The organism is Kitasatospora sp. NPDC085464, assembly GCF_044541955.1.
In the GTDB taxonomy this organism is placed as follows: domain Bacteria; phylum Actinomycetota; class Actinomycetes; order Streptomycetales; family Streptomycetaceae; genus Kitasatospora.
Map to the genome: position 1 here is coordinate 25,249 of NZ_JBITTM010000054.1, position 22,874 is coordinate 48,122.

23 protein-coding genes and 1 pseudogene are annotated in these 22,874 nt (G+C 75.4%); 13 read left to right on the forward strand and 11 right to left on the reverse strand.

The genetic code is table 11. The features are described 5' to 3' along the window. Nucleotides 1–42 precede the first annotated feature (42 nt). The gene (locus tag ACIGG8_RS35410) at nucleotides 43–1,428 is read left to right on the forward strand and encodes a rhodanese-like domain-containing protein (protein ID WP_396552734.1); all 1,386 of its coding nucleotides are present in this window, start codon (nucleotides 43–45) and stop codon (nucleotides 1,426–1,428) included. A 98-nt stretch (nucleotides 1,429–1,526) separates the two neighbouring features. Here the strand turns inward: ACIGG8_RS35410 and ACIGG8_RS35415 are convergent, their stop codons facing one another. Further along, nucleotides 1,527–3,653, reverse strand: coding sequence for a SpoIIE family protein phosphatase (locus ACIGG8_RS35415; RefSeq protein WP_396552735.1), 2,127 nt, complete (start codon nucleotides 3,651–3,653; stop codon nucleotides 1,527–1,529). A 380-nt stretch (nucleotides 3,654–4,033) separates the two neighbouring features. Here ACIGG8_RS35415 and ACIGG8_RS35420 point away from each other — a divergent pair, with 380 nt between their 5' ends. The 5 genes and pseudogenes from ACIGG8_RS35420 (at nucleotide 4,034) to ACIGG8_RS35440 (ending at nucleotide 7,307) form a co-directional block, all read left to right on the forward strand. Beyond that, nucleotides 4,034–4,864, forward strand: a complete 831-nt coding sequence (locus tag ACIGG8_RS35420) for an alpha/beta hydrolase (RefSeq protein WP_350523067.1) — start codon at nucleotides 4,034–4,036, stop codon at nucleotides 4,862–4,864. 167 nt (nucleotides 4,865–5,031) lie between these two features. After that, nucleotides 5,032–5,388, forward strand: a complete 357-nt coding sequence (locus ACIGG8_RS35425; protein WP_350523066.1) for a UBP-type zinc finger domain-containing protein — start codon at nucleotides 5,032–5,034, stop codon at nucleotides 5,386–5,388. A 75-nt stretch (nucleotides 5,389–5,463) separates the two neighbouring features. Beyond that, nucleotides 5,464–5,625 (forward strand): annotated as a pseudogene (locus ACIGG8_RS35430) (DUF7003 family protein); the annotation flags it as partial. A gap of 55 nt (nucleotides 5,626–5,680) precedes the next feature. Further along, nucleotides 5,681–6,622: a TIGR01777 family oxidoreductase gene (locus ACIGG8_RS35435; RefSeq protein WP_396552736.1), complete on the forward strand. Its 942-nt coding sequence runs from the start codon at nucleotides 5,681–5,683 to the stop codon at nucleotides 6,620–6,622. Nucleotides 6,623–6,737: 115 nt separating this feature from the next. Continuing rightward, nucleotides 6,738–7,307 carry a hypothetical protein gene (locus ACIGG8_RS35440; protein WP_396552737.1) on the forward strand — a complete coding sequence of 190 codons (570 nt, stop codon included), beginning with the start codon at nucleotides 6,738–6,740 and terminating at the stop codon, nucleotides 7,305–7,307. A gap of 177 nt (nucleotides 7,308–7,484) precedes the next feature. Here the strand turns inward: ACIGG8_RS35440 and ACIGG8_RS35445 are convergent, their stop codons facing one another. Further along, on the reverse strand, nucleotides 7,485–8,723 hold the full coding sequence (locus ACIGG8_RS35445) for a glutamate--cysteine ligase (protein WP_396552738.1): 1,239 nt from the start codon (nucleotides 8,721–8,723) through the stop codon (nucleotides 7,485–7,487). A gap of 100 nt (nucleotides 8,724–8,823) precedes the next feature. Further along, entirely contained in the window at nucleotides 8,824–9,147 is a 324-nt protein-coding gene (locus ACIGG8_RS35450; protein WP_396552739.1) for a plasmid stabilization protein, read from the reverse strand. A gap of 268 nt (nucleotides 9,148–9,415) precedes the next feature. Here ACIGG8_RS35450 and ACIGG8_RS35455 point away from each other — a divergent pair, with 268 nt between their 5' ends. Then, nucleotides 9,416–10,336, forward strand: coding sequence for a SigB/SigF/SigG family RNA polymerase sigma factor (locus ACIGG8_RS35455; protein WP_396552740.1), 921 nt, complete (start codon nucleotides 9,416–9,418; stop codon nucleotides 10,334–10,336). Nucleotides 10,337–10,466: 130 nt separating this feature from the next. Next, complete coding sequence (locus tag ACIGG8_RS35460) at nucleotides 10,467–11,510, forward strand: iron-containing redox enzyme family protein (protein WP_396552741.1); 1,044 nt, start codon at nucleotides 10,467–10,469, stop codon at nucleotides 11,508–11,510. Here the strand turns inward: ACIGG8_RS35460 and ACIGG8_RS35465 are convergent. The 3 genes from ACIGG8_RS35465 to ACIGG8_RS35475 form a co-directional block, all read right to left on the reverse strand. Continuing rightward, nucleotides 11,484–11,801: a CDGSH iron-sulfur domain-containing protein gene (locus ACIGG8_RS35465; protein WP_396552742.1), complete on the reverse strand. Its 318-nt coding sequence runs from the start codon at nucleotides 11,799–11,801 to the stop codon at nucleotides 11,484–11,486. The two genes, ACIGG8_RS35460 and ACIGG8_RS35465, sit on opposite strands and share 27 nt — an antisense overlap. Next, complete coding sequence (locus ACIGG8_RS35470; protein WP_396552743.1) at nucleotides 11,785–12,582, reverse strand: HemK2/MTQ2 family protein methyltransferase; 798 nt, start codon at nucleotides 12,580–12,582, stop codon at nucleotides 11,785–11,787. The genes ACIGG8_RS35465 and ACIGG8_RS35470 overlap by 17 nt, the downstream gene beginning before the upstream one ends. 124 nt (nucleotides 12,583–12,706) lie before the next feature. Continuing rightward, complete coding sequence (locus tag ACIGG8_RS35475) at nucleotides 12,707–13,594, reverse strand: Rieske 2Fe-2S domain-containing protein (RefSeq protein WP_396552744.1); 888 nt, start codon at nucleotides 13,592–13,594, stop codon at nucleotides 12,707–12,709. Nucleotides 13,595–13,870: 276 nt separating this feature from the next. On the opposite strand from ACIGG8_RS35475, the gene ACIGG8_RS35480 reads away from it, so the two are divergent. Continuing rightward, a complete protein-coding gene (locus ACIGG8_RS35480; protein WP_350523057.1) occupies nucleotides 13,871–14,329 on the forward strand; it encodes an SRPBCC family protein in 459 nt (152 codons plus the stop codon). 182 nt (nucleotides 14,330–14,511) lie between these two features. Further along, nucleotides 14,512–14,937, forward strand: a complete 426-nt coding sequence (locus ACIGG8_RS35485) for a hypothetical protein (protein WP_396552745.1) — start codon at nucleotides 14,512–14,514, stop codon at nucleotides 14,935–14,937. Between the two features lie 45 nt (nucleotides 14,938–14,982). On the opposite strand, the gene ACIGG8_RS35490 is transcribed toward ACIGG8_RS35485, so the two are convergent. Continuing rightward, on the reverse strand, nucleotides 14,983–15,438 hold the full coding sequence (locus tag ACIGG8_RS35490; protein ID WP_396552746.1) for a hemerythrin domain-containing protein: 456 nt from the start codon (nucleotides 15,436–15,438) through the stop codon (nucleotides 14,983–14,985). Between the two features lie 399 nt (nucleotides 15,439–15,837). Here ACIGG8_RS35490 and ACIGG8_RS35495 point away from each other — a divergent pair, with 399 nt between their 5' ends. Together ACIGG8_RS35495 and ACIGG8_RS35500 are read left to right on the forward strand one after the other, a co-directional pair. After that, nucleotides 15,838–16,350 (forward strand): hemerythrin domain-containing protein, encoded by a 513-nt coding sequence (locus tag ACIGG8_RS35495; protein WP_396552747.1) that lies wholly within the window; start codon nucleotides 15,838–15,840, stop codon nucleotides 16,348–16,350. Nucleotides 16,351–16,434: 84 nt separating this feature from the next. Then, a complete protein-coding gene (locus tag ACIGG8_RS35500) occupies nucleotides 16,435–16,995 on the forward strand; it encodes a hemerythrin domain-containing protein (protein ID WP_396552748.1) in 561 nt (186 codons plus the stop codon). 200 nt (nucleotides 16,996–17,195) lie between these two features. On the opposite strand, the gene ACIGG8_RS35505 is transcribed toward ACIGG8_RS35500, so the two are convergent. Both ACIGG8_RS35505 and ACIGG8_RS35510 read right to left on the reverse strand, forming a co-directional pair. Beyond that, nucleotides 17,196–18,245 carry a YihY/virulence factor BrkB family protein gene (locus tag ACIGG8_RS35505; RefSeq protein WP_396552749.1) on the reverse strand — a complete coding sequence of 350 codons (1,050 nt, stop codon included), beginning with the start codon at nucleotides 18,243–18,245 and terminating at the stop codon, nucleotides 17,196–17,198. Nucleotides 18,246–18,321: 76 nt separating this feature from the next. Then, nucleotides 18,322–18,588, reverse strand: a complete 267-nt coding sequence (locus ACIGG8_RS35510; protein WP_396552750.1) for a hypothetical protein — start codon at nucleotides 18,586–18,588, stop codon at nucleotides 18,322–18,324. A gap of 176 nt (nucleotides 18,589–18,764) precedes the next feature. On the opposite strand from ACIGG8_RS35510, the gene ACIGG8_RS35515 reads away from it, so the two are divergent. Continuing rightward, complete coding sequence (locus ACIGG8_RS35515; protein WP_396552751.1) at nucleotides 18,765–19,961, forward strand: PP2C family protein-serine/threonine phosphatase; 1,197 nt, start codon at nucleotides 18,765–18,767, stop codon at nucleotides 19,959–19,961. A 16-nt stretch (nucleotides 19,962–19,977) separates the two neighbouring features. On the opposite strand, the gene ACIGG8_RS35520 is transcribed toward ACIGG8_RS35515, so the two are convergent. Beyond that, nucleotides 19,978–20,409: an SRPBCC family protein gene (locus ACIGG8_RS35520; RefSeq protein WP_396552752.1), complete on the reverse strand. Its 432-nt coding sequence runs from the start codon at nucleotides 20,407–20,409 to the stop codon at nucleotides 19,978–19,980. A 111-nt stretch (nucleotides 20,410–20,520) separates the two neighbouring features. Further along, a complete protein-coding gene (locus ACIGG8_RS35525; RefSeq protein ID WP_396552753.1) occupies nucleotides 20,521–22,824 on the reverse strand; it encodes a condensation domain-containing protein in 2,304 nt (767 codons plus the stop codon). Between the last annotated feature and the right edge of the window lie 50 nt (nucleotides 22,825–22,874).

Here is a 22,874-nt window from a genome sequence, read left to right on the forward strand (position 1 = left end):
GAACGCGTGGCCGGCTTGTCAGACCCGACGAGGAGACACCCCGTGATCTTCAGCCAGTACTACCTCGACTGCCTCTCCCAGGCGTCCTACCTGATCGCCGACGAGACCACCCGCCAGGCCGTGATCGTCGACCCCCGCCGGGACGTCGACGAGTACCTCGCCGACGCCAGGGCGCGCGGCCTGACCGTCGTCGGCGTGATCAACACCCACTTCCACGCCGACTTCCTGGCCGGCCACCTCGAACTCGCCGCCCGCACCGGTGCCTGGATCGGCTACGGCCGGCGGGCCGAGACCGAGTACCCCATCCGCCCCCTCGCCGACGGCGAACGCATCCCCCTCGGCGACGTCACCCTGCAGATCATGGAGACCCCCGGGCACACCCCCGAGTCGATCAGCATCCTCGTCCACGAGCACGCCACCGACGAAGTCCCGTACGGCGTCCTCACCGGCGACGCCCTGTTCATCGGCGACGTCGGCCGCCCCGATCTGCTCGCCTCCGCCGGCGTCACCGCCGAGGAGCTCGGCGCCATGCTCTACGACAGCGTCCACCGCAAGCTGATGGCCCTGCCCGACGAGGTCCGCGTCTTCCCCGCGCACGGCGCCGGCTCCGCCTGCGGGAAGAGCCTCTCCACCGAGAAGCAGTCCACCATCGGCGCACAGCGCCAGACCAACTACGCCTGTCAGCCCATGGACGAGGACGCCTTCGTCCGCATCGTCGCCGCCGGTCAGCCCGCCGCCCCCGCCTACTTCGGCCACGACGCCGCCCTCAACCGGCAGGACCGCCCGCTGCTCGACCGGACGAACGCCGACCGCCCCCTATGCCCCGAAGGCTTCAGGGAGGTCCGCGCCGCGGGCGCCGTCGTCCTCGACGCCCGCAGCCCCCAGGACTTCGGCGCGGGACACATCCGCGGCGCCGTCAACGTCCCGATCGACGGCCGCTTCGCCGAACAGGCCGGCACCGTCCTGACCCCCGACTCCACCATCGCGATCATCGCGCCGCAGGACCGCGAGGACGAGGTCGTCACCCGCCTCGCCCGCATCGGCTTCGACCGCATCGCCGGCTACCTGCGCAACCCCGGCACCGCCCTGCCCGCCCTCGCCGACGAGATCACCCCCGCCAGCCGCCTCACCGCCGACCAGCTCCGGACCGCACTCGCCGGCGCGCAGCCCCCCACCGTCCTGGACGTGCGCAGCTGCAGCGAACGCGAATCAGGAGCCATCGAAGGGTCCCTGCACATCACCCTGGCCGACCTCCCCCGCCGCCTGGACGAGATCCCCACCGGCCGCCCCCTGGTCGTCCACTGCGCCGGCGGCCACCGCTCCTCCATCGCCGCCAGCCTGCTGCGCCACCACGGCCGCGCCGACACCTCCGACCTCATCGGCGGCTACCACGCCTGGGACGCTCTCACCCACCCCGCCCGGGGCTGAACCCGGCGGCCGTCCCGGCCCGCGGCGTGCCCGGGGCCGTTCGGGTGCCGGGTGCCGGGTGCCGGGTGCCGGGCGGTGGGCGAACCGCCGGACCGCCGTCACGATGCGGGCTGTTCGTCTCCGTCTCCGAAGGCCTGTTCGACCCACACCGTCTTTCCGGTGGTGGCGAACCGGACGCCCCAGCGGTCCGCGAGCTGCGACACGATGTAGAGCCCGCGGCCGCACTCGTCCGTGGTCCGGGCGTGGCGGAGGTGGGGGCTGGTGTCCGCGCCGTCGCTGACCTCGACGCTCAGGCTGTCGGCATGGATCAGGCGTAGGCGGCACGGCGGATCGCCGTAGCGGACCACATTGGTCACCAGCTCGCTCACCACGAGCTCGGCGGCGTACACGGCCTCCTCGGGCAGCCCCCAACGCCCCAGTTGCGCCCGCACCAGCGAACGGGCCCGGGCGGGGGCTTGCTCGTCGGCGTCCAGGACCCATTCCACGGCGGCGTCGCGGGCCAGCCCGGCGGCCCGGCCCAGGAGCAGGGCCACCGCCCCCGCCTGCCCGGCGTCGCCCGACGCGAGCAGGAGTTCGTCGCACTGGTCGCGCAGCGGGCGGCCGCCGGGCACGAGGCGGGCGTGCAGGCCCCGGGCGCCGAGGGCGGCGTACAGGGCCGGTGTGGTGAGCGCCAGCACGGTGCCGTCGGGGACGGACATCCGGCTCGCGGCGAAGGGGGCGGTCTCGGAGGTTCCCAGGGTGGGTCCCTCCGGGAGGTCCGCCTCGGTGAGGGCCCCGTCGGGGGAGACGAGGACCAGGCCGGGGTTGCCGGCGCGGGCCGCGGTGAGGCTGCCGGAAGCCGGGTCGTAGACCGCGCAGAGACAGCTCGCCGTCAGCGCCCGGTCCCGCAGCGGGTCGGCGGCCGGCAGCGCGCGGCGTTCCGCGGCCAGCTGCCGCGTGGTCTCGTCGAGGCGGGCCAGCAGCTCGTCCGGTTCGAGGTCGAGGGAGGCCAGGCAGCGCAGCGCGGTGCGCAACTGGCCCATCGTCGCGGCGGTGTGGATCCCGTCGCCGCGGACCTCGCCGTCGCCGTGGGCCTCGCCGTCGCGGTGGACGTCGTCGTCGCCGTGGACCTCGCCGACGACGAGCGCGGTGCGGGCGCCCGGCAGGGGGATGACGTCGTACCAGCCACCGCCGGCCCGATGCGTCGGCAGGTGCCCCTGCGCGATCTCCAGGCCGGCGGCGGACTGCGGTGCCCGCGGCAGGAACCGTCGCCGCACCGTGGCGGCGACCGCGTGCTCGCGGGTGTAGCGGCGTGAGTTGTCCAGGCACAGTGCGACGTAGTCGGTGACCGTCGCGGCCAGTTCCGCGTCCTCGTCGGTGAACGCGGGGGAGCCCTCGCACCGGTACAGGGTCAGCAGGCCCAGGAGCGTGCCCCGCAGGATGAAGGGCGCCACCAGTACGGCGACGGGCGTCGCCCCGCGCAGTGCCGCGGCGTGGTCGGCGGTGGCGTGCAGCCAGGCGTCCTCGCCGGTCGGCCTGACCGTGACCGGCCTGCCCCGCGTCAGCGCCAGCCCGAAGGGTGACGCCGCGTCCGGCACGTGCGAGGACCCGAGCGGCCCGCCCGAGCGGTCGCTGCCGCGCCGTCCCACCGCCATGCCGTGCAGGGCCACGTACCCCGGCGGCGGGAAGAGCGGGGGATCGTCGCCGGTCATCAGGGCGTCGACGACCTCCACGACCACTGAATCGGCCATGCCGGCCGCAAGGACGTCGGCCAGTTCCCGGCAGATGTCGACGGCCTCCAGCGAGGCACCCACCTGCGCCCGTGTCGCGCCCAGGACCTGCGCGCCCGCCTCCGCGACCGCCAGTTCCGTCACGTCCACCACGGTCACGGCCACCCCGTGGAGCGTCCCCTCCTGCGACCGCAGCCGGAAGAACGACACCGAGTACGTGCGCGTCGGCGCCGGGGGAGGGTCGGTGAAAGCCCGGATGCGCCGTTCCAGCACGGGCCGCCCGTCCGTGAGCACCGAGCGTGCCAGGGCCTCCACGGCATCCGGGTCCTCCAGCGGGAACACGTCCCGGAGCGGGCGACCGACCAGGTCCCGGACATCGCGCCCCCGCATGCCGGCCGTCGCCGGATTGCTCCGCACCAGCCGCAGGTCGGCGTCGAAGATGTGCAGTCCCAGCGGAGACCTGCTGAGCAGAGCCTCCAGCGTCAGCCCCTCCGCCGGGTTCTCCGCGGCGCTCACCGGCCGGACCGCTCCGTCGTCCCCGCCGCAGGGCGGGGCGACCGGTCGCCCCGTGGACGGCCCAGCACAGAAGAGCACCCGACGGCCTCACGCTCGGTCATGCCACCATGATCCCCGATCCGTGGTCCGCCGACGACATTTCGGACACCAGCGTGCCACCGTCGGGGGACGCCACCGGCAGGGCCGGGGCCCGGCGGGCCTTCCCGCCCTCGTGCCGGCCGCCGTCACCGGTTGCGGAACTCCGGCGGGCGGGATTCGGTGGAATCCCGGCGAAGGAAGCGGCGCGACCGGCTCTTGGCGCCTGCGCCCGCTCGAACCCCTCTTCGTGAATCCCGCGGTCCCACCGGCGGGACCGACCTCCCAGATCCAGGAGACCGATCATGCCCTTCGTCAACGTCGGCCAGGAGAACTCCGCTCCGATCGACCTGTACTACGAGGACCACGGCGCGGGCCGGCCCGTCGTGCTCATCCACGGCTTCCCGCTCAGCGGCCGTGCCTGGGAGCGCCAGGAGCGTGCACTGCTGGCCGCCGGGCACCGGGTGATCACCTACGACCGGCGCGGCTTCGGGCGCTCCGGCCAGCCGACGACCGGGTACGACTACGACACCTTCGCCGCCGATCTGGACAAGCTGCTGACCGCGCTCGACCTGCGGGACGCCGACCTGGTCGGCCACTCCATGGGCGGCGGCGAGATCGCCCGCTACCTCGGCAACCACGGCTCCGGGCGGATCCGCCGCGCGGTCATCGTCTCCGGCGTGCCGCCGTACCTGCTGAAGACCGACGAGACGCCCCAGGGAGTGCCCCAGCAGGTGTTCGACGACATCGCGGCCGGGCTCACCGCCGACCGCCAGGCGTACTTCACCGAATGGAACAAGAACTTCTACAACCTCGACCTGACGCTCGGAAGCCGGATCAGCCCCGAGGCGGTGCAGGACGCCTGGAACACCGCCGTCGGCGCCTCCCCGGCGGGGACGATCGCCTGCGTGGCCACCTGGCACACCGACTTCCGTGCCGACCTGCCCAAGATCGACATCCCGGTGCTGATCCTGCACGGCACCGCGGACCGCATTCTGCCGATCGACGCCTGCGGCCCGCGCAGCCACGAGCTGATCAAGGACAGCCGGTACGTGACGATCGAGGGTGCCGACCACGGCCTGTGCTGGACGTACGCCGACGAGGTCAACGAGCACCTGCTCGCCTTCCTGGCGTGACCGGCTCGCGCTCCGTTGCCCGGCCGGCCCGCGTCCTGCCGGCCGGGGCCCGGACCACCTCCGCCGGGCTCACGCAGCGGAAGTCCCACGACCGGGAGATGATCGGCAGGACCCGGAGACCACCGTTGCCGACAGCGGCAAGAGCCACGACCACAGGAGGACGGCCCGTGATTCCCGAGAGCGCCTTCGACGCACTCGTCCCGCCCAGCGGCACCGGCTGCGTCGAATGCGACGAGGCCGGCGGCTGGTGGGTCCATCTGCGACGCTGCGCCCTGTGCGGGCACATCGGTTGCTGTGACGACTCGCTCGCCAAGCACGCCACCGCCCACGCCAGAGCCAGCGGCCACCCGGTCATCCGAAGCTTCGAGCCGGGGGAGACGTGGTTCTGGAACTACGACACGTCCGAGTACTTCGAGACCGGGCCCGAGCTGGCACCGTCACACAGCCACCCGGCCGACCAGCCGGTGCCCGGCCCCGCCGGCCGGGTCCCCGCCGACTGGGCCGACCTGCTCGGCGCCTCCTGACCGGCGCCCGCCGCGCCGCGACGGCACCCCGCTGGCGGTGGACGCCGAGGCCGGCACCCCCTCCAGGACGTCTTCCGCCGGCTCGCCCCCGTCCACCGGTCGCTGCTGCTCGCCGACGGGACGGAACTGCGCGCCCGACTCCCCGCCGACCTGCCGCTGTTGCTCCGACCCGACCCGTGGAACCAGCCCGACGACTTCGGGGAGACGCCGCCCGGCGGGGATCGGCGGGCGAAGTAATTGAACGCGTTCAGAACCCTGGGCTACGCTGGTCCGCGGAGATGAGGGGGAACGCATGAAGATCGTCATTCCCGGCGGATCCGGCGCGCTCGGCGCGCTGCTCGACCGCAGCCTGACCGCTGCCGGACACCGGGTGGTCACCCTGAGCCGCAGGCCCGTCCGACCCCGGCAGGTCGGCTGGGACGGGCGAACGCTCGGCGCCTGGGCGGAGGAGGTCGACGGCAGCGACGTCGTGGTCAACCTCGCCGGGCGCAGCGTCAACTGCCGCTACACGGAGGAGAACCGGCGCGAGATGATGGACTCCCGGGTCCTCTCCACCCGCGCCGTCGGCCAGGCGATCGCCGCCGCCCGGCGCCCGCCTGCGGTCTGGCTGCAGATGAGCACCGCCACTGTCTACGCCCACCGCCACGACGCCCCGAACGGCGAGCACGACGGCCTGATCGGCGGCGCCGAACCCGACGCCCCGGCCTCCTGGCGGTACAGCATCGACATCGCCCGCGCCTGGGAGGACACCCAGAGCGAGGCCGACACCCCGGCCACCCGCAAGCTCGCCCTGCGCACCGCCGTCGTCCTCGGCCCGGAACGCGGCGGCGCCCTCGACTCGCTCTCCTGGCTGGCCCGCCTCGGCGCCGGCGGCGCGATCGCGGGCGGCGCGCAGTACGTCTCCTGGATCCACGAACGCGACTTCGCCCGCGCCGTGGACTTCCTGATCGCGCACGAGGAGCTGACCGGCCCGGTCAACCTCGCCGCGCCGAACCCGCTGCCCCAGCGCGAGTTCATGCGCGACCTGCGCACCGCCTGGGGCATGCCGCTGGCCCTGCCCGCCGCGCGCTGGATGGCCGAGATCGGCGCCTTCGCCCTGCGATCGGAGTCCGAACTGCTGCTGAAGAGCCGCCGGGTCGTCCCGACCCGCCTGCTCGACGCGGGCTTCGACTTCGCGTACCCGAGCTGGCCCGCCGCCGCGCGGGACCTGGTCCGGCGCCTGCGCGGGAGGTGACGGGCGGCGCACGCAGGGTCGGTTCGTCACGGGCCCGTCACAGCTCCGGCGGCCCGCTTGTCCGGGCCGCGCGCCGGCCGCGAGGCTGGGAGCACGCGCGGGGAAGGGGGGCGGGATGACGACGGTACGGCTGGCGTTCATGCGACGCCGGGTGGACGCCATCGGGGTCGGCTGTCTGCTCGCCCTGATCGCGGTGATCGTGCTCAGCGGGACCGGCGCCGCGGGCGTGGGGCCGACCCTGCTGATCGGCGCCGCGATCGCCGCCGCCGCGGCCGTCGGCGGGCCGCGCACGTTCTGGCTGCGGGAGGAGGAGACCGGCCTCACCGTGGTCCGCCTGCTCGTGCCCAAGCACTACACCTGGTCGCAGATCGGCGGCATCGCCATGGACTTCGCCGAGGAGCCCGAGACCAGCGCCCACCAGGTCCGGCTCCGGCTGCGCCTGGTCGACCCGCCGGGCCGGTTCTGCGGCCCGTTCCTCGGCGAACTCACGATCACGGACGACGACCGGCCGCGCGGAGTCGAACCGCGCGCCCTCGCCGAGCTGTTCGCCCTCTTCGGCCGGCACGGACTGCCCGTCGACCGCCCGGAGTTCGCGAACGCCGTGCTCTCCGCCCACGCACTCCCGCCGCTCCCGCCCCCGGCCGTACCGACCGCGCCGGACGGGTCGGCCGCCGCGAAGGAGTAGCGCCACCTCGGCGGACCGCCGGGCCAGGCTCGACGCCTCACCGGCCCCGGTGGCAGGTCCCCGACGGCGTCGGCGGCCGTGTGGAAGGCGCGGACGCGGTAGGGCGAGGCGCCGTTCCACTCCAGGAGGAAGGCGATCCGCCGCCGCGCTTCCGTCGGGTCCACCGCCGCGACCGCCTCAGGGCGCCGCGAGGGTGAGCGCCGCGAGCTCGTCGACCACGGCGGTCAGCCGGCCGTGGCGGCGCAGGGCGCGCCGCTGGCGGTCGGCCCCGGTGCCCCGCCGGTGGATCCGGCCGAGCGCGGTCTCGACCGCGGTCAGGTCACCGGCGGCGGCCAGGCCGGGGGCGGCCCGTTCCAGCAGACGGTCGGCCAGCGCGGCCATCGGGGTGTACCGTCCGGTGAGCGGGTCGATGCCGTCCCCGGACAGGCCGGTGCGGGCGGCCTGCCAGTGGGCCGCGCGGACCAGGCCGGCCGGGCACGCCGGAGCGGGTCGGCCCTCGTCGATCTCGTCGAGGAGGACGCTGGCGAGCCCGCGCAGCAGCGCCGCCAGCAGCAGGACGGTCCGCAGGTCGGCGTTGACGTCGGCGACCCGCACCTCCAGCGTCGGGACGTGCTCCGACGGCCGGGCGTACCAGTACACCATCCGCCGGTCGAGAAGCACCCCGGAACGCACCAGGGCGGCCACCACGGACTCGTACTGCTCCTCGTCCAGCACCGGGGCCGGGCCGACGGTGGGCCAGCGCGCCCAGCGGACGGAGCGCCAGCTCGCGAAGCCGCTGTCCCGGCCCTCAGCGAACGGGGAGTTGACCGTGAGTGCCTGGACGACCGGCAGCCAGGGACGCAGGTGGTTGGCCAGCGCCAGCGCCCGTCCGCGGCTCACCGTCCCCACGTGGACGTGACAGCCGCACAGCGCGCCGCCGTAGCCGTCGACCACGCTCCGGTAGCGGGCCGCCATCTCCCGGTAGCGCGGATCGTCGGTGACCCGGCCCGGCCGCGGGTTGCTCAGCACCGGCGTGCCCGAGGCGACCAGGAGACAACCCGCCTCGGCCGCCGCGGCGGCGACCACCGCGCGCAGGTGGACCAGGTCGGCGGCCAGCTCGTCGAGCCGGGTGGCGGGCCGGGTGCACACCTCGACCTGGACGGGGAAGAACTCGGCCTGCACCTGTTCGCCCAGCTCGCCCGCGGCGTCCGCGATGACCTGCGGCGCGCGTTCGGCGGGCAGCCGGGTGCGCCGGTCGGCCAGCAGGAACTCCTCCTCCACCCCGACGGTGGGCAGGGCGCGCGGCGGCGCCGTCCCGGGCGCAGCGGCCGTCCGCTGCGCCGGGGCGGGCGTGGTGACGGCCGGGCCCGGGACGTGCTTCGGTCCGGGCCCGGCCCCGGCCGTGGCCGGGGGGCCCGGAGGCTCGTGGATCCGCATGACGGGCGTCTTGCCGGGCCGGTGGCGCCGAAACGTCACAGGCGACGGATCTTCGGTGGCGGCCGTCCGGGACGCCCTGCCGCGCCCCGGACGGCGCCGGTCAGTGGCCGAGGGCGTGTGCCAGTTCGCGTTTGTTCATCTTCGAACGGCCCTTGACGTTGCGGTGCTTGGCCTCGTTGTACAGCTGGTCGTAGGTCGGCCCCTGGGCACCGCTGTGCGAGCGCTTCCCGCCGCGGTGGCCGGAGGAGACGTCCTCCGTCGAGGTACGGCTGGCCGTCTCCGACTCGCCGTGCCGGGCCCGCTCCTTGTTGACCGTCCGGGCGGCGATCTCCTCGGCCCGCTTCTCGCTCTCGCCGCGGTCGAGCGCGCTCTCCTTGATGTGCTCGTACTGGCGCTCCCGCTTGGGGCTGGATCCTCGGGGCATGACGCCCTCCTCTCGTGACCGTCGGTGTGCCCGCGCCTACCCGGACAGATCAGAAGAAAACGAACCAAACATGAATTCACTGTCGTATGTCGGGTAGAACACCCATGCGGCGGCCGGGACCGGATCCGGCCGCCCCGGCACCCGCCCGGGTGCCACCGGGACCGCGCTTGAACAAGCAGGGCACAGGTCCTGGGGGAAGAAGCCCCGAAGGCGAGCGGGTTCGCACCGCACGCGCCACCGGGCGACCCCGTTGCCCAGGAGACATCAAGTGTCCATCCGACTGCAGACATCCGACCCGGATGTCGTCACCCGCCCTGACCAGCCCCCCGACATCCCGCCCGACATCCCGCCCAGGCCCACCACCGCCGAGCTGCGGGCGATGGGCAAGACCGAGGCCCGCGCACTCAGCGACGCGCTGTTCGAGCGACTGGCCGGCCTCGCCCGCGAGAGTCACGCCTACAGCTACGTCCGCGGCACGATCATCGAACTCAACATGCCGCTGGTGCGCTTCATCGCCGCCCGCTTCCGGCACCGCGCCGAGGACATGGACGACATCCTGCAGGTCGGCACCATCGGCCTGATCAAGGCCGTCGACGGCTACGACCCGCAGCGCGGCGTCGAGTTCATCACCTACGCGATCCCCACCATCACCGGCGAGATCAAGCGGTTCTTCCGCGACACCTCCTGGCCGGTGCGCGTGTCGCGCAGCATGCAGGAGCTGTACCTCACCGTCGCCCGCGGATCCGACCGGCTGGAACAGGAACTCGGCCGGCTGCCGGACCCCGAGGAGATCGCCGAGGGCCTGCACCTCACCGTCGAACAGGCCACCGAGGGCCTGATGGCGGGCCGGGTCTACCGCCCCAACTCCCTGGACGCCCTGCGCGAGCAGGACACCGACGACACCGGCAGCGCCCTGCTCGACCGGCTCGGCGGCTGCGACCCCGGCATCGAACTCGCCGACTTCCGTACCGCCGTCCGCCCGCTGCTCGCCGAACTGCCGCACCGGGAACAGACCGTCCTCAAGCTCCGCTTCTGGGACGGCTGCACCCAGTCCCAGATCGCCGACCGGATCGGCGTCTCCCAGATGCACGTCTCCCGGCTGCTCACCGCGACGCTGAACCGCCTGCGCGAGCAGCTCGACGACCTCGACGCGCCCGGCTGGGACGACGGCCCCGAGAAACCGGCCTGAGCCCGTCCGTCCGCCGCACCCCCCGGACGGACGGGCGGGCAGGCGGACAGACGGGCGGCACAACACGGACAGGCGGGCAGACGGGCGGCACGGCACGCACGGGCACGGGCAGGGCGAGGAGGCCGAAGGCATGGACGGGCGGCTGCGGGACGGAGTGGACCGGCAGGCCGGGCGGGCGACGGGCGCCCCGCCCTCCCCGCGCGGCCCGCTGTCCGCGGCGGTGCTCGGCCTGGCGGCCGCCGGGCCGCCCGGCGCCGGACGCCTGCTCGCGCCGCCCGGCCCCTTCACCCACCCCTGGAGCGAGGACCACCAGCTCGCGCTGTACCTCTGCTACGAACTCCACGACCGGGGCCTTCCCGGCGTCGCCGACGGGTGGGAGTGGGAGCCCGAACTGCTGTCACTGCGACGGTCGTTGGAGCGCCCGTTCCTCGCCGAGGTCCGCGCCGAGGCGGAGCCCGTCGCACCCCTGGGGGAGGCCCTGGAGCGCCTGCTCACGGAGCCCCCGGACGGCACCGGGCCCTCGCACTTCCTGCTGGCCGAGGGCGAACTCCGGCACGCCCGCGAATACCTGGTGCACCGGTCGCTCTACCACCTCAAGGAGGCGGACCCGCAGCTGTGGATGCTGCCGAGGATCCACGGCCCCGCGCAGGCGGCGCTGATGGCGATCCTCTTCGACGAGTACGGCGCCGGACGGCCGGAACGGGCCCACGCCGAACTGTTCGCCCGGATGATGACCGCCTTCGGCCTGGACCCCGGCTACCGGCACTACCTGGACCTGGTCCCCGCGCCCGGCCTGGCGGTGGTCAACCTGATGATGCTCTTCGGCCTGCACCGGGAACTGCGCTGCGCGGCGGTCGGGCAGTTCGCGACCATCGAGATCACCTCCTCGCCCGGCTCGGCCCGCCTGGCGTCGGCGCTGGAGCGACTCGGCGGCGGCCCGGACGGCACCCTCTTCTACCGCGAGCACGTCGAGGCGGACGCCGTCCACGAGCAGCTGGTGCGACGCGGGGTCATCGAGGAACTGGTCGCCGCCGAGCCGGCCGCGGCACGGGACGTGGCGTTCGGCATCGCCGCCGCCGAGGTCGTCGACGGCCGCTTCGCGGACCACCTGCTCGACTGCTGGCGCGCCGGGCGGACCTCCCTGCGCTCACCCCTGCCCGACGGCCCGGCCTGAGCCGCGTCCGGCACCGCCCGCCGGGCGTCCCGGCTCGCCTGCCGCGCGTCCCGCCTCGCTGGCCGGGCGTCCCGGCTCCGAGTCCCGTCCGGGCCGACCGCGACGGCGGTGGCTGGTGTCGCAGAACGGGTACGTCCGGCTCCGGCGGCACGCGCACAGCGCCACCACCGGGCGCTCGGAGACCCGTACCGTCCCGTCCGGCAGGACCACCTCCACCGGCCCCTCGACCAGCAGCGGACCACCCGGAACGACGACCACCCTGGTCGGCCCCCGGTCAGCCGTCGCGGACACCGCGCACCACCACCAGCTCCTCCTCGCGCTCGCCCGGCCGGATCAGCCCGCGCCGCTCGAACAGGGCGGCCCGCGCGGTCATCACCGGTCCGAACGCCTGCCGCCGCCGGGCCGCGACCTCCACCCGCAGCCCCGCCCCGCGCAGCAGCGCCAGGGTGGCGGGGACGTCGGCGAGCGCGGACTGCACCAGCAGCAGCACCCCGCCGGCGGCGAGCAGACCGGGGGCCGTCCGGCAGATCCGGTCCAGGACGAGCCGGCCGTCCGGCCCGGCGTCCCAGGCCAGCGCGGCCCCGCGGCCGCCGGCTCCCGCGGCGGGGTCGACCGGGACGTACGGAGGGTTCGCCGTGATCAGGTCGAAGCGCCCGCCGGCCACCGGGGCCAGCAGGTCGCCCCGGTGCAGGCGGATCCGGCGACGGTGCAGCCGGGCGTTGACCCAAGCGGTGGCCACGGCGCGGGCGGACACGTCGACCGCGGTCACCCGGGCCCCGGTCCGCGCCGCGACGAGCGCGACCGCCCCCGTGCCGGTGCAGAGGTCGAGCACCCGGCCGGAGGCGTCCAGACGCTCCCGGCGCACGCACGAGGCCAGCAAACGGGTGTCCCCCTGCGGGCGGTACACCCCGGGCGGTCGGAGCAGCAGCCGCACCTGGCTGCGCGCCGCCGGGGCGGCCGGGTGGCGGACGCGGACGTGCCCGGCGACGACGGCCGCCACCCGGATCCCGGGGCGCCACCTGCCTTCCGGTGCGTCGGCGTGCGGCGGGAGATCGGGGACGGCGGCGGTCATGGCTCCTCCTGTGGTGCTCCCGGGCGGCTGCCCCCGGCCGTCGGGGTGAAACGCCGTCCGGTGCCGACCGGTCGGGGCGGTGCCCCCTGGTGAGGGCCCCGGTGACGGCCCTGGTGACAGCGGGTCAGCCGGCTCCGGGCAGCCGCACCTCCAGGTGGCCCGAGAGCACCCGGGTCTCCAGCACCGGCTGCGGCGCGGTGGCCGGGCCGTGCACCACCTGGCCGTCGAGCAGCCGGAACTCGCTGCCGTGCCACGGGCAGCGCAGGCAACCGTCGGCGACGGTGCCCTCGGACAACGGCCCGGACAGGTGCGCGCAGCGCTCGGCCAGGACGTGACAGAGCTCGCCGTCCCGGACGACGACCACGGACAGCTCGCCGGCCGTCCGGCGCACGGCCCGGTCGGGCGGGAAGTCCTCCACGGCGCCGAGGCCGACCCAGTCGGCCGGGGCCAGCCGGGGCACGGCCGCGGCCCGGTCCGGCCCGGCGGCCAGTCGGTAGGACAGGTGCCCGCCGAGCGCCGCCCCGGCCGAGACCGCGGTCAGCCCGGCGAGGCCGAGCAGCCGGCCCCGGGCGCGGTGCCCCCGGCAACGGGCCAGCAGCGACCCGGCGTACAGCAGCACACCGGTGGTGTTGGAGAGCGCGTGCACCAGACCGGTGCGGCGGCGCGGCGGATCGAGCCGGGCCCAGTCCACCCAGCCGGCGAGCGCCGCGGGCCCGGCGGCCAGCAGCCCGGCCGCCACCAGGGTGCCGGCCGACCGGCGGCCGCCCGGGGTGAGGTCCAGCAGGGCGGCGGACGTCCAGCAGCCCAGCGGGAACTGGACCAGCGCCGGGTGGAGCGGGTGGCCGAGCCACACGCCGTGCAGGGTGTCCCGGTACGGCCCGAGCGGCAGCGCCTCCACCGCGCGGGCGAGGTTCCCGGCCGGGGCGTCCAGGACGTCCCAGTGCTCCGGCGTCTCCAGCGCGCGGCGCAGCCGGCGGGACCAGGGGTGGGTGTGCAGGGGTGAGATGTCCATACCGGGCGGCTAGCCGGGTACCGCCCGGTCAAACCCGCTGCGGGGTGTGTGACGCGGCGGTCCGGGTAGGCGTGCGGGGTGCGCAGGGCCCGGGGCCGTGGTCGGCCGCCGCCATCGGGCTGCCGGCGCCGGCGGTCCCGGTGGTGCCCGTCGCCGTGATCGTCGTCCCGATGCCGGTCGCACCCGTCCGGCCCCGCCGCGGTTACGCCGGCACCGTCGGGGCAGACGCGCGGGCGGCCGGGAAACACCCGGCCGGTTCCCAGCGAGGAGGCCCGCATGAGCATGGTGAAGGAGTCGGTCGACGTCGAGGTCCCGCTGCACACCGCCTACAACCAGTGGACCCAGTTCGAGGAGTTCCCGCGCTTCATGGAGGGCGTCGAGTCGGTGACCCAGCTGGACGAGCGCCACAACCACTGGCGCACCAGTATCGGCGGCATCACCCGTGAGTTCGACACCGAGATCGTCGACCAGCTGCCGGACGAGCGGATCGCCTGGCGGACCACGGACGGCGAGGTGGACCAGAAGGGCGTGGTGACCTTCCAGCGGCTCACCGAAGGACGCACCCGGGTCAACATGGCCATCGACTACCGGCCGGACGGCATGGTCGAGAAGGCCGGTGACGCGATGGGCATGGTCGACCGGCGGGTGAAGGGCGACCTGAAGCGGTTCAAGGAGTTCATCGAGCACCGAGGCATGGAGCAGGGCGGCTGGCGCGGGCGGATCAATCCGCGCTGAGCCCGTTCCGGCAGGTCCGGCGGTTCCGGCCCCTCCCGGGGCGGGAGCCGCCGGACGTGTGCGAGGGGTGTGCACGAACCGGTGTGCTCGAACCGGTGAGTGGGGCCGCGCGGGACGGGCCGCCGGTGGCGGGTCCTGCGCCCCGACGGGTTGGCCCCGGCCCGGCGGGGTAGGCGCGCGGCATGGAGGACCTCGGACCCCCGGCGGGCGACCAGGCCGGGAACGATGCGGAACCGCTCGACCTGTGCGACCAGTGCGGACGGGCCGTCCCCGACGCCGACCTGCTCGGCGCCCTGGTGCCGGACTCCTCTGCGCTGCACGCCACCGACCCCGACCTGGACGGCAAGCGGGTGCTCCTGGCCTGCTCCGTCGACCACCTGGCCACCCTGATCGAGGAGTACCGGCGCCGCCGGTTCGTCCCCCAGGAGCAGTGGGCCGGCAAGGTCAGCCGAGCGCTCGCCGACGTCGACGAGCCCGTTCCGCTCAGCGTGGTCGCGCGCATGACCGGCCTGTCCGAGCACCAGGCGGTCCAAGGCGTGGAGTGGCACAACGCCCGCGCCCGGGAGTGGCGCGAGCGCTACGGGGGCGGGGACCGGGACGAGAACTGACCGGTGGTCACCGGCCGGAACGCGGACCGGAACGGTGACGCTCGATCAGCCCGGCGAACCCGCCCCGCGCAGGCGGCGCTCGCACCGGCGCAGCTCCTCCGGCGCGCCGCCGGCCCGCAGGGCGGGGAACAACTGCTCCTCCTCGCCGCGCAGGTGGGCCCGGACCACCACGACCAGGACGGACACCGCGTGGCGCCGTTCGGTGGGGGTGAGGCGGCCGTCGTCCGCCCGGTCGAGCAGCCGGCGGATCGCCTCATGGGTGCGGACAGCGGCGTCCGCGAGCGCCGCACCCGTCGGCAGGGACCGACGCGCCAGCGGGTACAGGTGCTGCTCCTCGGACGCCAGGTGGGGGTCGACGATCCGCCGCAGCGAGTCCAGCAGGCGCAGCGCCTCGTCGTCGGTACCGCGGCGGGTGGCGATCCGGTCCAGCTGCCGCAGCAGCGCGTCGATGGCCCGGTGCTCGGCGCACAACCGGTTCGGGAAGTCCTCGGCACCGTTCATGGTGGTCTCCGTCCGACTGCGGGAGGCGGTTGAACCCGGACGCCTGCCCGGTCCGCTCGGGGCCAACCGCCGTACGGTGCCCGGATCGCGATCGGCCGACGGCTCGGCCGGTCGTCGCCGGTCGTCACGGACCGGCCCGGCAACGGGACGTCCGCCTCGTGGCCTCGGCTGCCCGCGCGGTCCGCGGCCGGGCCGCGGACCGGCCGTTCGCATCGCGCATCGCGCATCGCGCGCCCCGCCCGGGTGACGTTGGCCGTCCCGGTGGTCGTTCCAACCGGGACGTACCGGGCAGGTGCCCACGACCGGCCCCGCCACACCCGTCGCGCGGCGGCGTTTGGCAGCGGTCCGCCCGGGGACACGCCGGGGCGGCGGGGAACAGCGCCGAGAAGGAGGCGAGCGATGTCCAACGATGCCATCGTCCTGCTGCGCGAGGACCACAAGGAAGTCCGCCGTCTGTTCCGCGAGTACCGGGGGCTCGTCGAAGGCGACGGCGAAGGCGGCGCACAGGCGCGTCGCGAGAAGGTCGAACGGATCGTGGAGGAGCTGACCGTCCACACCTACCTGGAGGACGAACTCTTCTACCCCAGGATCCGCCGGGAGGTGCCCGGACTCGCCGAGGCCATGGACCGCGCCAAGGAGGAGCACCACGTCGCCGACCTGCTCTGCGAGGAGCTGAGCCGGATGACTCCCGACGACGAGGGCTACGACGCCAAGACCGCCGTCCTGATCGACGCCGTCGAGCGGCACATCGAACAGGAGGAGGGCGACTGGTTTCCGGAGGTCCGCTCCGCCCTCGGCCGCAAGGAACTGCAGGAGATCGGCGAACGGATGCAGGCCGTGCGGGAGACCGCGCCGCGCCACCCGACCGGCGGCGGGGTGCTGCACCGGATCGCCTCCGCTCTGGAGGGCTGACCAGGCGCGAGCCCGGGAAGGCCCGACCCGAGTCCAGGAAGGCCCGAGCCCAGGAAGCCCCGAGCCCAGGAAGGGGTACCACCCGTGAACCACGACGAAGACCTGCTGGAACAGCTCGTCGCCGACCACCGGTCGATGCTGGTCCACTTCAGCGAACTCAGCGGCATCCCCAGTGGGGACCGCCAGCGCAAGCGCCTCGCCGCCCTGGTGACCGACCAGTTGGTCCGCCACACCAGGGCCGAGGAGGAGCACCTCTACCCGCTCGTCCGCGACCGGCTGCCCGACGGGCCCGCCGTGGTCGAACGCGAACTCGCCGACCACCGCGGGGTCGAGGCCCTGCTGGTCGAACTCCGCCGGACCCACGTCACCTCGCCGACCTTCGACCGCCTGGTCGCCCGGCTGACGGAGGAGGTCACCCGGCACGCCGGCGACGAGGAGGCACGGCTCTTCCCCGCGGTCCGCGCGGTCACCACCGAGGCCGAGTTGCACGAGCTGGCGGCCCTGGCCCGCGAGACCAAGGAGTCCTCGACCGGTCGGCCCCGCTACCAGCGGCCGTCCGAACGCCCCGCGGACCACCTGCCACCCCCCGAACGCTCGCTCACCGAGCGGGTGCGCGAACTCCTGACGCCGGGCGGGCCGCACTGACGGACGAGCCATCCGGGCACCTCCAGCCGGGCACTCCGGCCGGACGCCGGACGACAGCGGCGCGACGAGGAGGGCGCGCCGCTCCCGCCCGGCGTCCGGCGCCGAACGACAGCGGCGCCCCGTACAACAGCGCCGTACAACAGCGCGGAGCCCGGCTCGGCGCTGCTCACCGACTGTCGGGCTTCACCGTCCGGCGATCCTCACCGACCGTCGGGCTTCGCGGGGCCCTGGAGCCGGTCGTCGCTGCGCCCGGACCCAGCCCCGTCCCCGGGGCCACCGTCCTCCCCGGCCTCGTCCGCGTCCTCGAAGGAGACGTCCACGCGCTGCTCGGGGCGGCGCTCCTCCTGTCGGGCGACGGAGGACAGCACCTTCTGGTCGGCGTCCGTGAGTGGTGGCTGCAGCAGGCTGCGCGGCCACAGCCGGCGGGCGAGCACCACATTGGTCTCGGCCGCGTACACGGTGATCTGCGCGGCCAGGTAGATCCAGAAGAGCAGGCCGATCACGGTCGCGAAGAAGCCGTAGACCTGGCTCGCGTGGCGCAGCTCGTGGGCGACCAGCAGGGCGCCGAACGCCTGCAGCACGGTGAACAGCGGGCCGGCGATCGCGCAGCCGGGCCACAGGGCGCGGGTGGGGATCTCGCGCGGGGTGAGCACCCGGAAGCAGGCCAGGCACAGCGCGGTGTTCAGCAGCGCCGAGACGACCAGGCCGCCGATCCGGGCCGGGGTGCCGCCCAGGGTGGTGCCGACCAGTGAGGCGGCCGCGGTGCCCAGGACCAGTCCGGCGCCGAGGACGGCGAACAGCAGCAGGCTGCGGGCCAGCCGCGGCCAGTAGCCGGGGCGCTGGACGCCGGGGACGTTCCAGACCTCGGCCATGGCGTGCTGGAGGACCTGGGCGATGCCGAGCGCCCCGTACAGCATGCCGAGCGCCCCGATGATCAGGGCCAGGCCGCTGCCCTGCAGGGAGTGCACGTTCTGGCGCAGCTGGTCGCCGATGATCGGGAAGTCGGCGAGCGCGGAGTCCACCACCGAGCGCTGGGCGCCGGGGTGGCCGTGCAGGACGAAGCCGAGGACGGTGCTGAGCAGGAGGAGCAGCGGGATCAGGGCGACGAATCCGTAGTAGGTGATCAGGGCGGACAGCAGCCCGCCGCGGTCGTCCCCGTACTTGCGCACCACGCCGACCACCACGCCGGTGGGCCGGTGGCGCTGCTGGAAACCGTCCACGCCCCGCAGGGTCCGTTCGATGGGGTTCACACGGCGGCGTCTGCCCCGGTCGGGCGGTCCGACACCCGGCGGCGACGCCTGTGTCGACCGGTGCGCGCGAGGGGCCTCAGGAGGCTGCCAGGGCGCGCTCGCACTCGCGGCAGCGGCGGTCGGCCAGTTCGGGCGGGTACCAGGGGTCACCGGGGCGCGTCGGGGCGTAGTGGCTGTGCTCCATGGAGCGGGTGTCGCGTTGACACAGCGTGGTGGGCTGGGGGTCCTCGGGGACGTCGGGGTCGGCACCGGCGGCGTGGACGGCCAGTACTCCCGGTCCGACGCCCTCGGCGCCGAGGACCTGCTCGGACTCCAGCTCGAACAGCACGATGATCGAGGCCATGTCTCCGACGGTGCGCCGGGGCGGACCGCTCCGCACTCCGGGCCGGTCACGCGTGGGACGGGTCGGCGGCCGGAGGTCCCCGCGCCGCGGGCCCGCCCGCGACCGACGAACCGGTGCGGGCGTGCAGCACCGGGCCGTTCCTGGGTAGGCGCAGGCCCGACGGGAGGTGTGAGGTGATGAGCGGCGACCATGCCGGGCTGGGCGGTGTGCTGGCACGGCTGCTGGCCCGAACCCGGGCGAGCGGACCGGCGGACCTGCCCGACCTGGTGCGGGCGGCGGCCCGCGAGCTGGGCGCGGTCGGGGCGTGGGTGTTCCTGGCCGACGTCCAGCAGCGCCACCTCGTCCCGCTGCCCGGCCCCGAGGGCGGGAGCACCGACCCGGTCGACGTGGAAGGGACACTCGGTGGCCGGGCCTACCGTCTGCAGCAGACCCAGCTGTCCTCCGGATCGCCCGGCGTGGGCTGGTTCCCGCTGGTCGACGGGGTCGAGCGGATCGGGGTGCTGCGGGTCGAGGACGGAGCACAGGGCGGGGACGCGACCGAGCGCTACGAGGCGTTGGCGGCGCTGGTCGCCCTGCTGGTGGTGTCGAAGAGCGCGTACAGCGACGTCATCATCGGCGTCGGCCGGCGGCAGCCGATGAGTCTGCAGGCCGAGCTGCTGTGGGCGTTCCTGCCGCCACGGACCATCGGCACCCGGCACGTCACGTCCAGCGCCGTCCTGGAACCGGCTTACGACGTGGGTGGGGACGCGTTCGACCACTCGATGGCGGGTGGTCGTCTGCACATCTCCGTGTTCGACGCGATGGGCCACGACCTCGCCTCGGGTGGTGCCAGCTCGGTCGCCCTGGCGGCCTGCCGCTCCACCCGGAGGTCCGGCGGCGGCCTGGCCGACATCGCCCGGGCCATCGACGAGGCGCTGGCCCGGTGGATCCCGGACCGGCTGCTGACCGCCGTCGTCGCCGACCTCGACACGTTCACCGGTGAGCTGTCCTGGGTCAACTGCGGGCACCCGCCGCCGCTGCTGATCCGGGACGGCCGCATCGTGACGGATGCCCTGAACCGGCGGGCCGAGCTGCCGCTCGGCCTCGGCTTCCACCAGCACGGGCCGCAGCCCGTCCACCACGAGCGGCTGCAGCCCGGCGACCGGCTGCTGGTGTACACCGACGGGGTCACCGAGGCGCGGTCGACCGTCGGCGAACTCTTCGGCGAGAGCCGGCTGACCGACTCCCTCGTCCAGCACATGGCCGGCGGGGACCCGGCTCCGGAGGCCCTGCGTCGCCTGATCCATGCCCTGGTCACGCACCAGGACCACGAACTGCGCGACGACGCCACCATCCTGCTGGCGGAGTGGCACCCGCACCGGCCCGGGACCTGAGGCGGGGACTCCCGGCCTATCGCAGCAGTCGGTCCAGAACCCGGCCGAAGACCAGGCGTCCGGTGGCGGCGACGACCGGATCGGCGAACCGCGGCACACCGGAGATCCGCAGTTCCTCCGCCCACACCGCCACGCTGCCGCCGCCCACCGCCCGGACCTGCAGCACCGCCCCGCCGCGCACCGGGCGGCCGCGCTTGGCCAGCCGGCACAGCCCGTCACGTCCGGGCCCGGGCGCGACCAGCTCGACGATCTCCATCGGGTCGTCGAACCGCAGCGGCCCGACGGCCGTCCTGGCCAGGACGACGTCACCCACCTCCCGGCCGGTGCCCCGGGCGACGCCGACCCGGGTGAACGGCACCCGCTCCCCGTGCCGGGGCCAGGTGGTCAGCCGCTCCCAGCAGACGGCTGGGGGCAGCGGCGTGCGGCGGGTCAGGACGAAACGGGCCATGCGGCCCACCGTAGCGCCGCGGTCGGCCGCCGGAGGCCGCACCGGGCGCGTCGGCCCGCGCACGTCGGCCCGCGCACGTCGGCCCGCGCACGTCGGCCCCCGCCCGTCGGTCTAGGCCCGGTCGCCCAGCAGCGCCGCCACCGCCGCCAGATCGGCCTCCTCGTCGACCAGCACCACCACCGGCGGGTGCGGTGGGGCGCCCAGCCGGGCGATCTCGTAGGCGGTGACGCCGAGCCCCGGCGGGGCGACCAGGACGACCGGGGCGCGGGACTCCAGCAGCGGGCCGAGCACCGGGCGGTAGGCGGCGGGCGGCGGGTCCTCCCCGACCGGGCGCAGCACGCCGAGGCCCTGCGGCCCGGGCCAGCCGCGGGCGGCGCCGGCCAGCCGGATCTGCGGGGCGCCGGGCGGGGGCAGCAGCAGGACCCAGCCCGCGTCCGGGAGGCCGGCCCGGTGCAGGACGTCCAGCCGCACCGCGGGGCCGTCGGGCGCGGGCGCGTCGGCGGCGTCCGGATCGGCGCCGCCGCCGGCCTCGCCGGCCTCGCCGGCCTCGCCGGAGAGCCGGGGCGCGGGCTGTCCGGCGAGCGTGGTGCGCAGCACCTCGGTGGTGCTCAGCCCGCTCGGCAGGTCCGGGAAGGCGCGCAGCAGGTGGGCGCTCTGGCTGAGGAGTTCGACGGCGTCCTGGTCGGCGAGCAGGGTGCGGTCGTGGGTCGTGGTGAGGACGAGCCCGCCGGTGGTGTCGTAGTGGGCGGCGAGGGTGATCGGGTACGAGGTGAAGGTGCCGGCCGGCACCGGGCTCTCCACGTGGATGCCGTGCGCGGCCAGGTCGGTCTCCAGCCGCAGGTGGTGCGCGGCGGTCGGCTGGTGCTCCAGGACGACCAGGCTGTTGGGCCGCCGTCCGCGCGGGCCGGCCGTCCAGCGGTGCGCCTGGCCGGGGGAGACCCACTCGTACGCGGCGAGGTCGAGCACCCCGTCGCGCAGGGCGGTGAGCAGCTGCGGCACGGTGGTGCCCGGGTGCAGCCGGACGGAGATCGGCAGCGGGTTGCGCAGTGCTCCGGGGAGCCGGTCGATGCCGTCCAGCGGGATGCCCCGGCCGGAGACGGTCACGGCGAAGCCGACCCGCACCGAGCGGGCCGGGCGGCGGGGCCGGTCGGACTGCGCGGCGCGGTACAGCAGCAGCGCCCAGGCGGCCTGCAGCGCGCTGCTCTCGCCGGCGCCCCAGGCCGCCGCCCAGCCGCGCAGCCGGACCGCCTCGTACGGGGTGAGCCGGCGCCGGGCCCGGCCGCTGCCGTGCCGGCGCGGGTCGGGGGCGAGCGGCAGGACGGCCGTGGCGCCGGGGCGGGTGGACCAGAACTGCTGGGCCGCGTCGGTGCCCTGGGCCTGCAGCCAGCGGGCGTGGTCGCGGACGTCGGGGCGGCGTTCGCCGCCGGGCAGGACGCCGCCGGTCAGGTAGGCGCGGTAGAAGGACTGCAGCAGCAGGCGCACGCTCCAGCCGTCCAGCATCGCGTGGTGGTAGCTGAGCAGCACCCGGGTGGCGGGCCCCTCGTCGGCGTCCGGCGGGGCGTCGAGCAGGGTGGCGCGCAGCAGGGCGGGGCGGCGCAGGTCGAAGCCGCGGCGGCGGTCGGCGGCGAGCAGTTCCTCCCAGTCGGCGGTGCCGTGCGGGTGCCGGGTGACCTCGGGGACGGCGCGTTCGTGCAGCACCGTCCAGGGCTCGGTGTCGCCGCCCTCGTCCCAGTCGAAGGCCGCGCGCAGCACCGTCTCGTGGTCGATGACGGACTGCCAGGCGGCGGTGAAGCGCTCGGTGTCCAGCGGGCCGTGCCAGTGCCAGGACAGCTGCTCGACGTGCCGTCCGTCGTGGTCCGGCTGCCCGAGGACCTGGCGCAGCAGCTCCCGCTGCAGCGCGCTGGTGGGTACGGTGACGGGCTCCGGCGGGTGCGCCAGGGCCTCGCGCAGCTCCTGCAGCAGTGCGAGGGCGCGCCCGGGCGGGCCGGGCGCGAGGCCGACGAAGAGCCTCGGCTCGCGGGCGCCGTCCCGGTCCTCGACGAGCACCGCCCGCAGCCGGGGCCCGGTGGCCAGGCTGTGCCCGAGCTCGGCGAGCACCCGGTCGAGGCCTTCCGGGCCGTCGGCCGTGCGCTGCCACAGCAGCTCCTCGCCGGCCTCCGGCCGGACGGCCCGCAGTGCGGCGCGCAGCACGTCCGGCCGGTACGCCCGGTACAGCTCGACCAGCAGGAACTCCTTGGCCCGCGCGGGCCGGGCGGCGGCCTTCCGGGGCCGGGCCGCGGTCCGGGCCAGTGCGGCGCTGACCGCCCCCGCGTCGAGGCGTCTCGGCGGGCGGGCGGCGGGCAGGCAGGGCTCGGGCGCGGGGGCGCCGGACACCAGCAAGGTGACGGGTGCGCTGGAGAACTGACGGTTCGTCATCACTGATCAGCGGGCACCGGAGCCCGAGTCCTTCCCGTGGGCCGGCCAGG

Excerpts from the sequence above, each read along its gene's own strand:
- ACIGG8_RS35420 (WP_350523067.1), top strand. The coding sequence starts at position 4,034 with ATGCCCTTCGTCAACGTCGGCCAGGAGAACTCCGCTCCGATCGACCTG.
- ACIGG8_RS35435 (WP_396552736.1), top strand. The coding sequence starts at position 5,681 with ATGAAGATCGTCATTCCCGGCGGATCCGGCGCGCTCGGCGCGCTGCTC.
- ACIGG8_RS35440 (WP_396552737.1), top strand. The coding sequence starts at position 6,738 with ATGACGACGGTACGGCTGGCGTTCATGCGACGCCGGGTGGACGCCATC.
- ACIGG8_RS35445 (WP_396552738.1), bottom strand. The coding sequence starts at position 8,723 with ATGCGGATCCACGAGCCTCCGGGCCCCCCGGCCACGGCCGGGGCCGGG.
- ACIGG8_RS35450 (WP_396552739.1), bottom strand. The coding sequence starts at position 9,147 with ATGCCCCGAGGATCCAGCCCCAAGCGGGAGCGCCAGTACGAGCACATC.
- ACIGG8_RS35460 (WP_396552741.1), top strand. The coding sequence starts at position 10,467 with ATGGACGGGCGGCTGCGGGACGGAGTGGACCGGCAGGCCGGGCGGGCG.
- ACIGG8_RS35470 (WP_396552743.1), bottom strand. The coding sequence starts at position 12,582 with ATGACCGCCGCCGTCCCCGATCTCCCGCCGCACGCCGACGCACCGGAA.
- ACIGG8_RS35475 (WP_396552744.1), bottom strand. The coding sequence starts at position 13,594 with ATGGACATCTCACCCCTGCACACCCACCCCTGGTCCCGCCGGCTGCGC.
- ACIGG8_RS35480 (WP_350523057.1), top strand. The coding sequence starts at position 13,871 with ATGAGCATGGTGAAGGAGTCGGTCGACGTCGAGGTCCCGCTGCACACC.
- ACIGG8_RS35485 (WP_396552745.1), top strand. The coding sequence starts at position 14,512 with ATGGAGGACCTCGGACCCCCGGCGGGCGACCAGGCCGGGAACGATGCG.
- ACIGG8_RS35490 (WP_396552746.1), bottom strand. The coding sequence starts at position 15,438 with ATGAACGGTGCCGAGGACTTCCCGAACCGGTTGTGCGCCGAGCACCGG.
- ACIGG8_RS35495 (WP_396552747.1), top strand. The coding sequence starts at position 15,838 with ATGTCCAACGATGCCATCGTCCTGCTGCGCGAGGACCACAAGGAAGTC.
- ACIGG8_RS35510 (WP_396552750.1), bottom strand. The coding sequence starts at position 18,588 with ATGGCCTCGATCATCGTGCTGTTCGAGCTGGAGTCCGAGCAGGTCCTC.
- ACIGG8_RS35515 (WP_396552751.1), top strand. The coding sequence starts at position 18,765 with ATGAGCGGCGACCATGCCGGGCTGGGCGGTGTGCTGGCACGGCTGCTG.
- ACIGG8_RS35520 (WP_396552752.1), bottom strand. The coding sequence starts at position 20,409 with ATGGCCCGTTTCGTCCTGACCCGCCGCACGCCGCTGCCCCCAGCCGTC.
- ACIGG8_RS35525 (WP_396552753.1), bottom strand. The coding sequence starts at position 22,824 with ATGACGAACCGTCAGTTCTCCAGCGCACCCGTCACCTTGCTGGTGTCC.